The 14,075-nt window shown below is 46.4% G+C and carries 16 protein-coding genes; 11 read left to right on the top strand and 5 right to left on the bottom strand.

The window, feature by feature from the left end:
* The first annotated feature begins 133 nt into the window (after nt 1-133).
* Entirely contained in the window at nt 134-925 is a 792-nt protein-coding gene (locus AB3351_RS15530) for a TIGR01457 family HAD-type hydrolase (RefSeq protein WP_371148060.1), read from the top strand.
* 50 nt (nt 926-975) lie between these two features.
* On the opposite strand, the gene AB3351_RS15525 is transcribed toward AB3351_RS15530, so the two are convergent.
* Nucleotides 976-1,500, bottom strand: a complete 525-nt coding sequence (locus AB3351_RS15525) for a phosphatidylglycerophosphatase A family protein (protein ID WP_371148156.1) — start codon at nt 1,498-1,500, stop codon at nt 976-978.
* Between the two features lie 56 nt (nt 1,501-1,556).
* Nucleotides 1,557-2,342, bottom strand: a complete 786-nt coding sequence (locus AB3351_RS15520; protein WP_371148059.1) for an SDR family oxidoreductase — start codon at nt 2,340-2,342, stop codon at nt 1,557-1,559.
* A 65-nt stretch (nt 2,343-2,407) separates the two neighbouring features.
* Between AB3351_RS15520 and AB3351_RS15515 the strand changes: the two genes are divergently transcribed.
* Nucleotides 2,408-2,938, top strand: a complete 531-nt coding sequence (locus AB3351_RS15515) for an NUDIX domain-containing protein (protein ID WP_371148058.1) — start codon at nt 2,408-2,410, stop codon at nt 2,936-2,938.
* 30 nt (nt 2,939-2,968) lie between these two features.
* On the opposite strand, the gene AB3351_RS15510 is transcribed toward AB3351_RS15515, so the two are convergent.
* Nucleotides 2,969-4,213, bottom strand: a complete 1,245-nt coding sequence (locus tag AB3351_RS15510) for an MFS transporter (protein WP_371148057.1) — start codon at nt 4,211-4,213, stop codon at nt 2,969-2,971.
* A gap of 110 nt (nt 4,214-4,323) precedes the next feature.
* Between AB3351_RS15510 and AB3351_RS15505 the strand changes: the two genes are divergently transcribed.
* Complete coding sequence (locus AB3351_RS15505; RefSeq protein WP_371148056.1) at nt 4,324-5,199, top strand: LysR family transcriptional regulator; 876 nt, start codon at nt 4,324-4,326, stop codon at nt 5,197-5,199.
* Nucleotides 5,200-5,261: 62 nt separating this feature from the next.
* Here the strand turns inward: AB3351_RS15505 and AB3351_RS15500 are convergent, their stop codons facing one another.
* Entirely contained in the window at nt 5,262-5,501 is a 240-nt protein-coding gene (locus AB3351_RS15500) for a NifU family protein (protein WP_371148055.1), read from the bottom strand.
* A gap of 204 nt (nt 5,502-5,705) precedes the next feature.
* Between AB3351_RS15500 and cysK the strand changes: the two genes are divergently transcribed.
* The 5 genes from cysK (at nt 5,706) to proB (ending at nt 9,758) form a co-directional block, all read left to right on the top strand.
* A complete protein-coding gene (gene cysK, locus AB3351_RS15495) occupies nt 5,706-6,629 on the top strand; it encodes a cysteine synthase A (protein WP_371148054.1) in 924 nt (307 codons plus the stop codon).
* Nucleotides 6,630-6,632: 3 nt separating this feature from the next.
* Nucleotides 6,633-7,766 carry a bifunctional cystathionine gamma-lyase/homocysteine desulfhydrase gene (locus AB3351_RS15490; protein ID WP_371148053.1) on the top strand — a complete coding sequence of 378 codons (1,134 nt, stop codon included), beginning with the start codon at nt 6,633-6,635 and terminating at the stop codon, nt 7,764-7,766.
* Nucleotides 7,767-7,776: 10 nt separating this feature from the next.
* On the top strand, nt 7,777-8,076 hold the full coding sequence (locus AB3351_RS15485; RefSeq protein WP_371148052.1) for a YuzD family protein: 300 nt from the start codon (nt 7,777-7,779) through the stop codon (nt 8,074-8,076).
* A 15-nt stretch (nt 8,077-8,091) separates the two neighbouring features.
* A complete protein-coding gene (locus AB3351_RS15480; RefSeq protein WP_371148155.1) occupies nt 8,092-8,346 on the top strand; it encodes a YuzB family protein in 255 nt (84 codons plus the stop codon).
* Nucleotides 8,347-8,612: 266 nt separating this feature from the next.
* Nucleotides 8,613-9,758 carry a glutamate 5-kinase gene (gene proB, locus AB3351_RS15475; RefSeq protein ID WP_371148154.1) on the top strand — a complete coding sequence of 382 codons (1,146 nt, stop codon included), beginning with the start codon at nt 8,613-8,615 and terminating at the stop codon, nt 9,756-9,758.
* Between the two features lie 44 nt (nt 9,759-9,802).
* Here the strand turns inward: proB and mqnE are convergent, their stop codons facing one another.
* A complete protein-coding gene (gene mqnE / locus AB3351_RS15470) occupies nt 9,803-10,909 on the bottom strand; it encodes an aminofutalosine synthase MqnE (RefSeq protein WP_371148051.1) in 1,107 nt (368 codons plus the stop codon).
* Nucleotides 10,910-11,243: 334 nt separating this feature from the next.
* Here mqnE and erpA point away from each other — a divergent pair, with 334 nt between their 5' ends.
* From erpA to AB3351_RS15455, 3 genes are all read left to right on the top strand, one after another.
* Nucleotides 11,244-11,597 carry an iron-sulfur cluster insertion protein ErpA gene (erpA, locus tag AB3351_RS15465; protein ID WP_371148050.1) on the top strand — a complete coding sequence of 118 codons (354 nt, stop codon included), beginning with the start codon at nt 11,244-11,246 and terminating at the stop codon, nt 11,595-11,597.
* 171 nt (nt 11,598-11,768) lie between these two features.
* A complete protein-coding gene (locus tag AB3351_RS15460) occupies nt 11,769-12,824 on the top strand; it encodes a tyrosine-type recombinase/integrase (protein ID WP_371148049.1) in 1,056 nt (351 codons plus the stop codon).
* Nucleotides 12,825-13,059: 235 nt separating this feature from the next.
* Nucleotides 13,060-13,911: a hypothetical protein gene (locus tag AB3351_RS15455; RefSeq protein WP_371148048.1), complete on the top strand. Its 852-nt coding sequence runs from the start codon at nt 13,060-13,062 to the stop codon at nt 13,909-13,911.
* Nucleotides 13,912-14,075 lie beyond the last annotated feature (164 nt).

Raw genomic sequence — 14,075 nt, 5'->3', positions numbered from 1 at the left:
GTAGAATGCTTTATTTGATTTGTCAAGCAAATTAAAATACTCTTCTGCTTACTGGGCGCACCTGCATTGGCCTTCACTGTTGTATGATATGATCAAGAAAGTGTAGAGGAGAGGAATAAGAAGGAGGCATACGATGACACAGCGTACATATAAGGGGTATTTACTTGATCTTGATGGTACGATTTATAGGGGTGGTGAGGTGATTCCGGAGGCTGTCACATTTATTGAAGCGTTAAAGGAAAGAGAAATTCCATATCTGTATGTCACGAACAATTCATCGCTGACACCGGAAGCGCTCGCGAACAAGTTGAGTGGAATGGGACTTGATGCCAAGCCAGAGGATTTCTTCACGTCGAGTATGGCAGTGGCTGAAACTATAGAGAAGTTGGTGAGTAAGGAAAAGACCCAGGCCCCTGTCACTGTACTTGCGATTGGCGAGACAGGGCTTAGGACGGCACTAGCTGAAGCAGGATATTCTATTGTAGAGAAAGCGCCCGCTTCCTATGTAGTTGTCGGCATTGACCGGCAATTTAGTTATGAGAAAATGAAGCAGGCAACGCTTTCGATTTATGGGGGAGCCCGTTTTCTTTCGACGAACTGCGACCGCGCGATTCCGACAGAGGAAGGACTTGTGCCTGGCAATGGATCGCTTACAGCCGCCATCTCCTATGCAACAAGAACAGAGCCTTTATATGTCGGGAAGCCGGAGGAGGCCATTATTACTCTGGCGTTGGAGCGGCTTGGTCTTCAATCCGATGAGGTGCTGCTGATTGGGGATAATCTGGAGACAGACATTGCAGCCGGTGGAAACAGCGGGGTGGATACGCTTCTTGTATACAGTGGATTCAGCAAGCAAGCTGACATTGCAGGAGCAGTGGTAAAGCCGACATATACGGCGCAGAGTTTAGACGATTGGACAATATAAAGGAGAAAGGCTGCCGTATATATGCGGCAGCTTTCTTCAATTGGACGTAATTATTTTGTGCCGAAGCGGCTATGTGCCAACCGGCTGGAAGCGGCGGCTGCAATAGCGCCTACAATATCATCAAGAAACGTATGGACATTTCCAGCCTCTTCCTCCTGTGTATTATGCTCTTTTTTGCTGTTTAACTCTTTTAGAATGCCTGGTTTTACTTTATCCACGTAGCCGTAGTTTGTAAATCCGATGCTGCCGTAGACATTGACGATCGACAGAGCCAGTATTTCATCAATGCCGTACAGTCCTTCGTCTTGTTCCAGCATTTCTTGCAGCGGCTCCATTAATTGCTTTTTCTCAGCCAGAATATCAAGTTGGATGCCTGTAAGGATGGCGTTTTGAATTTCACGTTTTTCCAGCACCTTTTTAATGTTGTGTTCACAGGTATCATAGGAGAGATCAGGAAAGTATGGTTTCTGTAAATACATCACCAGCTCGACCATATGGTCCATGGTGACTCCGCGTTCTTTTAACAAACGATAAGCGGTTTCCCGCACTTTTTCATCTCGAACGGCATGTTCCATGTTGCTCATTGGCTTCGCTTCCTTTGTATGGGGATTTACGGAAATATGTGTGTTGCTTACTGTTCCCGCATTTGTTTGTATTTATTAAGGACGTCTTTTCCTCCGGTAACCTCAAGGACTGTACCGGTGATGAAGTCGGATGCCTCGCTGCAGAAGAAGGTAATCGCGCGTGCGATGTCTTCTCCGGTTCCCGGACGTCCGATGGGTGTATCTGCATCTTGAATAGAGCGAACATCTGCGATGTGTTTCTCTTTATCTTCTCCTACAATATCGCCGGGACACACCATATTCGCTGTAATACCATACTCCGCTTCTTCTAATGCAATCGTACGTGTTAGCGATACTAATCCGGTTTTGGCCGCGGCAAACGCGGAGCGGTACATCCAACCGGGGGCGGTTTGAGCTTTTTCGAAACCGATCGTAATGATGCGCCCCCATCTATTGTGACGCATATATGGAATGGCGGCTCTGCTTAGATAAAAGGCGCTTGATAGGTTCCCGGTTACCATGTTGTTCCATTCATCATCTGTATACTCCGCAAGTTTTTTTCGCGGCTTTATGTACGGTCCGGCGTTTAAGACGAGAATATCGACACGTCCGAAAGCTTGGGCGAGCGCTTCGACGATATTCTGTGCCTCCGTAGGACGGCTTACATCGCCTTGAACCAGCAGCACGTCAATCCCGTATTGCTCAATAAGCTCTCTGCGCAGCTTGTCGGCTTCCTGTGTGCTTGTCCGATAGTTGAGTGCAAGGTGGATGCCCTGTGCTGCAAGTTCATGAGCAATGCGGACACCCAGGCCTTTGGCGCTTCCGGTAATTAATGCTGTACGAGTACGCTTCAAAAAACCACCCCTTCCTGCATGGAATGTTTGATTAGTCTTTATTTAATTGTATATTAAGGGTAACAATGAAAGAAAGTATTGAAAGTCGGAAAGTGTGGTGCAGGGCATTGTTCTATTATTTTTATGATAAAAGCGGACAGTTTATTTCTTTAACATTCGATGATAAGCATTTCCTGCCGGGTGCACAGCATGTGCTGATCTGGGCCTATACGGAGCGGGGGGGAGATGGAATTGTGCTGACCCGTCATAAGAAGCGGGGATGGGAGATTCCGGGCGGAAAAGTGGAGCCTGGAGAGACGCCGGAAGCAGCAGCACACCGGGAGTTATTCGAAGAAACAGGAACAGAGATCGATAAGCTGGAGTGGGTTGCCCAGTATGTGATTGATGCTGGATCTGAAAAAGAAAAAATAGTAAAGAACATCTATACAGGGGTGGTGCAGCGGTGGCAGGAGCTTCCTGTAGGATTTGAGACGCTTGAGCGCGCTTCCTTTTCATTATCGCTTATGCCGTTTCAAAAGGGGATGAGTCCATTCATTCAGGATAACATCTTTCCGTTGTGTCGAAGCTATCTCTCCCATACATATATTCGTGGATGATGAGACAGATGAGACGTAAAAAAAGCGCTCCTACATCTGGAGCGCTTCTCTCATTTTTCTGCGTGCGATGGCTTTTTCCCGCAGGTGTTCACGATGTTCGATATGGTGCAGCTGCCATGTGCACCAACCCGTCAGCATAAGCACAAGCAGGCAGCCGAGGATGACACCCATCCAGCCCATCCCATTGTAGAAGAATCCGAGGCAGAAGCTTCCTAAGCTTCCGCCGAGATAATATGACAGCAAGTATAGGCTTGAGGCGCTTGCTTTGTCAAAGGCGGCGTGGCGGCTAACCCACGAACTGGCCGCAGAGTGAGCGAAGAAGAAGCCGAAACTGGTCAGTAAAAGTCCTACCCCGATCATCCATAAGCTGTCGAGCAGGGTGGCGAGCGCACCGAGTGTCATAAGTGCCACTCCAATGGCGATACACCATGACTGCGGGAGCGTACGCGACGCACGTCCGGATAGTGTAGAGCTTACGGTTCCGGCAAGATACGTGAGAAACAATAAACTCACGATTGATGCGGGAAGGTGATAAGGCTCTCCCTGCAGTAAGTATGTGATGTAATTGTATTGGCCGATAAATACGAAGAACAGGAGGCCGCCGATGGCAAAGGCGTATAGAAGCGTGCGATTTCGCATGTGCTGCCCAAGGCTTTGGGTCGCGGCTTTCCAGTCCAGGTGCTTCGGTTCAAAATGTGTCGAGCGCGGCAATAGCCACACAAAGGCAATCAGGCAAAGCAGACTAACTACGCCCATCACGGCGAATGCGCCATGCCATCCGAGAAAGTCTGAAGCAAATCCGCCGATAATACGGCCGGACAATCCGCCGAGAGTATTGCCGCTAATATAAATACCGATTGCAACAGTAAGAGCCTTTGGATCAAATTCTTCACCGATATAGGCTATGGCAATGGCCGGAAGCCCGGCTAAGAAAAAGCCTTGCAGGATGCGGAAAGCAAGCAGGGTTTTAAAGCCCGGAACAAAGGCGACCAATATAGTCAGTACCGTTACACCTAGCATTGTAATCAACATAATATTTTTGCGTCCCACTGCATCGGAGAGCGGTCCGTAGAATAGAAGCGAGATAGCTAATGCAAAAATCGTAAGTGAAACCGAAAGGCTAGACACTGCCGGCGATAGGTTGAACTCTTCTGTAAAGAGCGGCAGCAAAGGCTGTGGAAAATAAATGTTGGCAAACACGAGAAACGAAGCAATACTGAGCGCCAGCGACGCCCGCCAGAACGATTTCGTTCCTGCTTCAATCATGAAAATCATCTTCTTTCTTCTGTAATAAATGTTGTTGCTTTGATCGTAGCATGGGAGTATAAATAAATAAAATATATTATTTTTATCATATCGATAACTAAAGGTTATGGTGATAGAGAATGGAGATTCGGCAATTAGAGTTTTTCGTAGAGGTTGCCCGCAGGCAAAGCTTCACGAAAGCGGCAGAGGAGTTGTTGGTTGCACAGCCAGCAATCAGTAAAAGCATAAAAAAATTAGAGAATGAAGTCGGATTGCTTCTTTTTAACCGGGCGGAGCGCAAGGTGTCCTTAACGGCAGAAGGAGAAGTGCTGCTTAAGCATGCAGAAACGATTCTTGACCAGTTGGCACACGCTAAGGCAGAGATGGAGGAGCTTAGTGGATTGAAGAAAGGGGAGGTGCGTATCGGTCTTCCTTCTATGGTCGGCTCCTATTATTTCCCAGGATTGATTATTGATTTTAAGAAGAAGTATCCAGATCTGCAGATTATGGTATACGAACAGGGGACCGTGAAAATCCGCCAGATGCTGATGGACGGAGAGATAGACATGGGTGTGATTTTAGAGGATGATGAGATGGAAGGCATTGAAGTATTGTCCTTTCTTGAGGAGGAGATGGTCGTGTGCGTTCCGGCTTCGCATCCGTTTGCAAGCCTTCACGCGGTCTCATACGAAGAGCTTGCTAAAGAATCACTCATTCTGTTTAAGGAAGGATATTTTCAGCGGGAAATCATTGCACAGGCAAGTCAAATATCGGGTCTTCCGCTTAACGTTACTTTTGAGACGAATCAGATTTCGCTTATCAAGTCACTGGTGGCCCGTAAGCTTGGTGTAACGTTGTTCCTGCGTATGGTTGTCGCAGAGGATTCGCATTTAGTTCCTGTTTCGCTTAAGCCGCCCGTGTATTTAAAACTTGGGGTGGCATGGAATAAAAATGCATATCTCTCGAAAGCCAATCAAGCTTTTTTATCGTTTTTGATGAACCGAATTCAAGAATAGGGCGGACCATGCTTTACATAATAAAAACCCGGAAGCAGGATGCTCCCGGGTTTATCGGTAACTTAGAATACTTGTTGGACTTCAGTGATGCCTTCTACTTCTTCGACCAGCGCGCGCTCAATACCTGCCTTCAACGTAATTGTTGAACTTGGGCAGCTGCCGCATGCACCATGCAGGCGAAGCTGAACCACACCTTCATCTGTTACATCAACCAATTCGCAATCTCCGCCGTCGCGTTGCAGGAACGGACGCAGTTTATCTAAAACCTCTTGTACTTCTTCGAATTTTTTCGCGTCTACCATAAGGTTATTCACTCCTTTCCAAACATACTAATATTATAATACCCTTTTGTTGATAAATCTATCGTTTTTCCCTAATTGTATGTTAGGATGAATTAATAAATATATAAAACAAGGTTGTTTACTTGGTTATATTCCGTGTATAAAATATGCTATAATAGGGTGGCCTATTAGACATACTCATTCTGCATCGAAAGGAAGAATATTATGCAGGTTTACAGCAATATAAAAGAACTGATCGGCAATACACCGATCGTAGAAATTACCTCTTTTGATTTACCAGAAGGCGTACGCTTATTTGCGAAGCTGGAGTACTTTAACCCTGGCGGCAGCGTAAAGGATCGTCTTGGTATTGAATTGATTCGTGATGCGGAAGAGCGCGGCGTATTAAAGCCGGGCGGCACGATTATCGAACCAACCGCGGGTAATACAGGCATCGGTTTAGCGCTTGCCGCAGTAGGGACAGGATATCGTGTTGTTTTTGTCGTGCCTGAAAAATTCTCGGTTGAGAAGCAGGACTTAATGCGCGCGCTGGGCGCAGAGGTTGTGAATACGCCAACAGAGCAGGGGATTAAGGGTGCCATCGAGAAAGCAAAACAGTTAGAGCAAGAGATAGAAGGTTCCTTCTGTCCGCAGCAGTTTGCCAATCCGGCCAATCCGGCGGCCCATTATAAAACCACAGGTCCTGAAATCTGGAGTCAGATGGAGGGCAATGTAGATATATTTGTGGCAGGTGCCGGCTCCGGTGGTACATTTATGGGAGCGGCCCGTTATCTAAAGGAGCAGAACCCGAATATTAAGACAGTCATCGTAGAACCAGAAGGCTCGATCCTAAACGGTGGCGAATCTGGACCGCACAAGGCGGAAGGTATCGGAATGGAGTTTTTGCCGGAGTTTATGGATACGAGTTATTTTGACGCGATTCATACGATTGATGATGTAGATTCATTCCGCTGGGTCAAGGAACTGGCAGCGAAGGAAGGCATGCTTGTGGGCAGTTCGGCCGGTGCAGCGATGCATGCGGCAGTGAAAGAAGCAAAGCAGGCTTCACCAGGCACGAATATTGTTGCTATTTTTGCCGATAGCAGTGAACGCTATTTAAGCAAGAAAATTTATGAAGGAGGGATATAAGCAATGAGAATGAAGACAAAGTTGATTCATGGCGGCGTGGACGGTGATCCTTTAACAGGTGCGGTGAATGTTCCCATTTATCAGGTTAGCACCTATAAGCAGGAAAGCGTAGGTAAGCATAAGGGATATGAATATTCACGTACAGGTAATCCGACCCGTCATGCGGTAGAACAATACATTGCCGATATCGAGGGCGGTGTTCGCGGCTTTGCTTTTGCATCTGGTATGGCTGCGCTATCTACAGTTGTTATGATGTTTGATACGGGTGACCATTTTGTCGTGGGTGACGATGTATATGGTGGAACGTACCGTGTATTAAGCAAAGTATTCAATCGTTTTGGTATTGAGACGACCTTTGTTAATACGGGAGATGTAGAAGCCATTAAAGCGGCGATTCAGCCAAATACAAAAGCTGTCATGCTCGAAACACCAAGCAATCCGCTGCTTAAAATCACTGATATTGCAGCGGTGGCGAACTTGACGAAAGAAAAAGGACTTCTTCTGATCGTTGATAATACGTTCATGACACCGTATTGGCAGAATCCGCTAGAGCTAGGTGCGGATATCGTATTCCACAGCGCGACAAAATATTTGGGCGGTCATAGTGATGTAGTAGCAGGACTTGTCGTTGTGAAGGATGAAGAGTTGGGCGAGCGCATGCATTTTGTACAGAACTCTGTAGGTGGGGTACTGGGGCCGCAGGATTCTTATTACTTGCTGCGCGGCATGAAGACATTAGGTGTGCGGATGGAAGAGCACGAAGTAAACACACGCCGCATTGCCGAATGGCTCTCACAGCGCAGTGATATTGAAAAAGTGTATTACCCTGGTCTTACAAATCATCCGGGTCATGACATTGCCATCAAGCAGGCACGCGGCTTCGGCGGCATGATTTCATTTGATGTTGGCAGCCGTGAACGTGCCGAACAAGTACTGTCTCGCGTACAAATCTTTACCTTGGCTGAGAGCTTAGGTGCAGTAGAGAGCTTGATTTCTGTTCCTGCACAGATGACGCATGCCTCAATTCCGGCAGAGCGCCGCGCTGAGCTTGGTATTACGGATGGATTGATTCGTATCTCAGTCGGTATCGAAGATGTAGAAGACTTGATCGAAGAGTTAGAACGGGCTCTTGTATAGAGGCGTGCATATGGAGATTCTTGTTTTCGGAGCACAGCAGCTATGCGCAAGCTGCGTGAATTTACCATCTGCCAAGGATACAGCAGAATGGCTTCAGGCGGCCTTACTCAGAAAATACGGGACAGATATTGTGGTGCGCTATATCGACATTGATCAGGAACTTGAAGGTATAGAAGCTGATTTTGCTGCTCGTATTCATGCTGAAGAATTCTGGTATCCGTTAGTTGTATTAGACGGGCAGGTTATCGGTGAGGGGAATCCGAAGCTAAAAGATATTCAGCAGGCGATTGAAAACGTAAAGTTAGGATGATTCATCGTGCGACCCATGGTTGAATTCTGTGTCAGTAATTTTTCGCTTGGATCAGAGACAGTGAAGAAAATTCTTGAAGAAGAAAATGAAGTAGATGTGCTTGAATACGGCTGTCTTGGCAATTGTGGGCAGTGTTTCGTTCAACCGTATGCATTGGTGGATGGACAGTTGGTTTCGGGTAATACTCCACAGGAGCTGCTTGCAGCAATCAAGGAGCAAATTCAAAAAGCAAAAGCAGATGATGAAGCTTGGCGAGAGCTGGGCTTCTAGCAAGAGAAGGCCGGATGCTTCTGTATCCGGTCTTTTTATAACGTTATAAAAATATAGGAGAAAAGGAAACATGCGCAGAAGCAGATAAACAGTATGGTGAAGCGATTACAAAAATAATTAACAGAAAATATAGAGTAGTTTGCCTTAAGGTATAAGAGTTGAAGTATTATCTCAAAGTGATACCATTAATGATTGTAAAGTTCTTGACACGTAGAAAAACGCAGTAATGAAGGAGGCATTTGGTGCTACAAAACAACACCGACTATGTGCAACAAAGTAGACCTACGGATTACGGCAAACATCGCAAACGAATTGTCATTAAAATTGGCAGCAGTTCTTTGACCAGCGTGCAAGGCGAGCTTAGTCGTCATAAGCTGAATATGCTTGTAGACGAGGTAACCGATTTGCGTGATGAAGGATATGAAGTCATTCTCGTGTCTTCTGGAGCGGTGGCAGCCGGCTACCGTAAACTAGGCTGTCTAACACGACCGACCGAATTATCTCTTACGCAGGCTGCCGCATCAATCGGGCAGGGATTGCTGATGGAAGCGTACTCGGAGCGCTTTCTCTCTCATGGCTATGTAGCGTCACAGATTTTAATTACACGTGGCGACTTCTCTGACAGGAAACGTTATCGCAATGTACGCAATGCGATCAATGTGTTGTTAGAGCGAGGCATTGTCCCGATCATTAATGAGAATGATACCATTACAGTAGAACGTCTTCGCTTTGGCGATAATGATACGCTCTCAGCGAAAGTGGCGGGATTGGCCGATGCAGATCAGCTCATCATTCTCTCAGATATCGATGGATTGTATGATGGAGATCCGCGTAGAAATCCTGAGGCTAGGCTGCTTCGCAACGTAAAAGAAATTACCCCTGAAATCGAAGCATTGGCCGGAGATTCCGGCAGCAGCGTCGGAACAGGCGGTATGCGCTCCAAAATAGATGCCGTAAAAATTGCTGCCGCATCCGGCGTACCTACATTCATCGGTAAGGCCAATACGCCGCGCATCTTAACCCAAGCGGTAAAAGAGGGGGCGCGGGGCACGTATTTCGAAGCGCAGAAAGAAGATAATCTCGATGGAAAAAAGCAGTGGATTGCATTTAACTCCGGAACGGAAGGCGATATTATCGTTACCGATCAAGCGCTAGAAGTCATTATGAATCAAGACCGTCATTTGGAAATGGCGCACATTCAGAATGTCCTGGGACAATTTAGTAAGAATTCGGTTGTCCGCATTCTTACCGGGGATAACCGTGAGATTGGCCGCGGTGTCGTGATGTGCGATGCGGATGAACTTCGCCGCTGTATAGGCGGGCAGTCTGCTAAATCCCATAACGAAAAGGCAGTCATAGCGGCGGGCGAAATGGTTTGTTCGGTGCATGTCCCTGTCTTGGTTGGAGGGTAAAGAAAACCACCAGCGGAAGTTTGTCCGCTGGTGGTTTTTGCACGTTAGTATTTTTTAATAATATTGTAGAACGTATCGCGTTCGATTGGTTGTTTCCCTGCGCCTTTAACCAGCCAAAGTAGCTCATCACGTGTCAGACCGGATTGTGTCAGAGCACCTGCCGCATGGCTGATGCGTTCTTCAACCAATGTGCCGTGTACATCAGAAGAGCCAAAGGAGAGTGCCATCTGGGTCAGTTGTGTTCCGATATTGATAAAGTATGCTTTAATATGCGGGAAGTTGTCCAGCATCAGACGGCTGATTGCCATTGTTTTCATATCATCCACTGCAGATGTGCGGCGTTTGATGGAAGCGGTCGCTTTTTTCGGCTGAACCGCAAGTGGAATAAACACCATAAACCCATTCGTCTCATCCTGCAAATCACGAAGGCGCGTCATGTGAATGAGGCGTTCTTCCAGCTTTTCGATTGATCCGTACAGCATGGTTGCATGCGTTTTGAGACCGAGTTTGTGTGCAAGACGGTGGACGTTCAGCCATTCGTCCGTGCTTGCTTTATCCGGGCTCATTTTTAAACGGTATTCTTCAGTAAGAATTTCTGCGCCGCCGCCAGGCAGCGTATCGAGGCCGGCTTTAATCAGCTCTTTTAGCACCTCTTCTTCGGTCATGCCCGTCATTTGAGCGAAGAAGACAATCTCTGCACCTGTATAGGCTTTGATGGTTACATCAGGATAATGTTTTTTCAGCGTGCGAACCGTATCAAGATAATAATCAAACGGCACAGTATGGTTGTGGCCGCCAACAATGTGGAATTCACGCATCGTAGAGGTGTACCCTTTCTCTACATAGGCAAGCAGCTCTTCCATGTTCATCGTATAGGCGCCTTCTTGGCCAGGGTCCCGACGGAAGCCGCAGAACTTACAGTTCGCTTCACATACGTTCGTTGGATTAATGTACATGTTCTCGATGAAGTAGACATTATTTCCGTTCTTTTTTAGGTTTACATGGTTTGCCAACTGTCCGATGGTCAATAGATCATTGGAATTGTACAAAGTCATACCATCTTCAAATGTAAGGCGCTCCCCAGCTTCCACTTTCTCGATGATTGGCAGCAGCGTTTCATCTTGGATAAATGGTTTGGTAAATACACTCATGTTTTTTCCCCCTCAGGTCAGACTAATCAAATACGCGCAGCATAGTATATAGGGTATTTGTTCAACCGGCATGTTGCCGTACAGGCATATCCGTCAAAGGAAAGCCGTCTGCGTGTACCGCTCAGGTTATTGTACAGATTATAATTTAAAAACCATTCTTTTATTATAGAAGTAATTGATCGATACAACAAGACGTGTGCTGTTCCAATTCTTACTTCAGATAAGTAAACATAATTGTATAATAATATGAGAAACCTTGAGACAAAAAGTAAATTTTAGTATACTTTATGAAAGAGGCATTGCACAGCGCAATCCTACAAGGAGGGAATTCACAATGATCAACCTTACGGAACAAGCGAGCAATAAGATTAAAGAAATGATCGCCAGTGAAGATAACGCCAATCTGTTTCTACGTCTTGGTGTACGTGCAGGCGGATGCAGCGGCTTCTCCTACGGCATGGGATTTGATGATGAAGAGCAGGAAGGCGATGTATTATTCGAAGAGCACGGTGTCAAAGTAGTTGTACAGAAGGATGACATTCGCTTCTTAGACGGCGTGAAGATTGATTATAAAGAATCGATGATGGGTGGCGGGTTCACCATCGAAAATCCGAATGCAGTAGCGAGCTGCGGGTGCGGTTCCTCATTCCGTACACGTGACGATCAAGGTGTACCGGAAGAGTGCTAAGCGTTTTGGCCTCGTTAATGACTCGGACAATGTGCGTTAGTTTATAGCGTGGGGGTTACGTATTTACCTGTAAAAGGTATGCGTACAATACCTCCGTTGAAGTGAACAAAGACGAGGGTATGAGCGCCTCTTGACGTATTTTCTGATACGTTGGGAGGTGCTTTTTGCGTTATGGCAGGGACACGTATTATTAAAAAGCGAAATCAACCGGTCCAGCAACGAGTATTCGAGTCCTTTGATTGTAAACCGATGGAATTACAGCAAGCATTTGATTACTTTATATCGGCAAAAATTGGCGAAGGAATACGCAATCGAACACGTGAGGATTATTCGAACACATGGCGGTACTTTACGAATTGGCTAAAGGAAAATGGCTATCTCGTTAAGCATATACACGAAGTTACAACGGAAGTATGCCGTAAATACATTAACTACTTAACGGTAGAAGCGCCGCGTTTTAAAGGCCATAAATACATTCAGAACGATCAAGGTACAGGATTGTCAGCAGCAACGATTAACATGCGCATTCGGGCGTTAAAAGCAATATTTAATTTTTGGTTGCGTGAGGGATTTATTCAGCGCAGTCCAATGGATAATATACGCATCCAGAAAACGGATATAGATAAGATTCAATCGTTTACGGACGAGCAGATTAATGAACTACTCGGTGCTTGCGATCAACGCACATACGTAGGCTTCCGTGATTATGTATTTCAAGTTCTTTTACTGGATAGCGGAATGAGGATGAATGAGGCATTATCTTTGCGTAGAGAATCGGTTGAACTTAAAACGCGCAGCATTGAGTTAGGAGCGGAGTTTAATAAGAATCGGCGCTCTCGGATTATTCCGTTGTCGCACCAAACAGTTAAATTGTTGTTGGAGTTAATGGAGGAGAATCGCACACATTTTCCCCATGCGGAGAAAATCTTTCTTTCGTGTTATGGTGAGGAGCTTCGTGATACGCAGATGAACAAGCGACTGAAGTATTACGGAGATATCACCGGAGTTGGAAAAGAGATACGGACGACAGCGCATACTTGGCGTCATACAGCGGCTAGAAATTACATTCTAAACGGAGGAGATCCGTATACATTAGCGCTGTTACTCGGCCATAGTTCGCTGCAGATGACTCGGCGCTATATACAGATGACTGCCGAAGACATAAAGCTGCAGCACGACAAGTATTCGCCAGTCAATCGTTTACGCACGAAAGTAACGAGAAGATAAATAATCCGCACAAAAAGAAAAAGCCCTGCGCGCCAACGCAGGACCACTTACGAAATATTTAGCTAACCTTATTTTATCGAAAAAAATTCGATAATTCAAGGCTTCTTAAGTATTGCTTTTTTTCGAAGTGGACTCGCTTTTTCTTCCGTGTGCTAACGGGGGAAATGTCATGTTAATTAGCCGTATATATCGTACCTTCGCGCAAACACTAAGATCATTCGAAAGTAGAACGGAAATGGACGAGCATATCACCGCTCATAAGCTCGCTGCAGGCCGCAGGTTGCATAAGAACGCCAGGGAAGCGTTAGATATCATCGTTAAGCATTCCGTCGTTGTACCGGGCGTTTGCTGGCTTGCTACGGATACATTAGCGAAGAATCTCGGTACTTGCGAGCGTACAATCCGCAATATCTTCGCTCGTCTCGAAGAACTACGTATCGGACAGCGTAAAGTCATCGAAGTAAGCGGGATGGAGCTGCGCTTCTTCGTCTTGCACCCGTTTATCTTACCGGACTTTTGCGCAGAAGTTTCCACCGATTTTTCCAAACATGAAAACGGTGAAAGCGTAGGCGTGTCAACGAATGAAGCCGCTTTTTCCAGCGCCGAATCTAAGGAACCTACGGAAGCTAAAGAAACGAATAAAGACGATGATGATTTAGACACGGTATTCAACCGCATAGCAGACGAAGAAAAGTTACCGGCTGTTGAACGTCAGCCTGTTCTCGATCGTATTAAGAAATACGTCGCCAGCGTCGGTAATATCGTTGCGTACGTCAAATCAGCGATACAGCGAGCGATTGCCGGTTGTCAGCGCCGTTCTAACGCATCGAGCAAGCAGTCAACGCATAAAGCATCGTCTAAACCGTATACAGGCGCTCACAGTACGTTCGAGCAAGCGAAGGCATCCGATATATCTCGTAAGAAACAACGGGCAGCCAAGGCGAATAAGTCCGATATCCTTCCGACATGGGTAGCGGATCAGAAACGGCAGCGCATGGAGCATGAACGGATAGCAGCACAGCAGGCGAAAGAGAACGCTATGTCGTACGAAGAGGAACTGGCGCTTATTCGCGCGATGCTAACGTAATAAAGCTATGCGTGTTAAGTGATGCCTTAACGCGGTAAAACATTAATAAACGTTGATATGACGCGGGTTGTCGCTAGTGCTACCGGTTGCCGACGATTGCCGATACGTGGAATAACGCTCCTTACATCCGCTGCACGCTCCTGATGGACGCCCGCCTCGAAAAC

It is taken from the genome of Aneurinibacillus sp. REN35, assembly GCF_041379945.2.
In the GTDB taxonomy this organism is placed as follows: Bacteria; Bacillota; Bacilli; order Aneurinibacillales; family Aneurinibacillaceae; genus Aneurinibacillus.
Note: the sequence above shows the minus strand (reverse complement) of the source record. Positions and strands in the feature narration are given on the sequence as shown.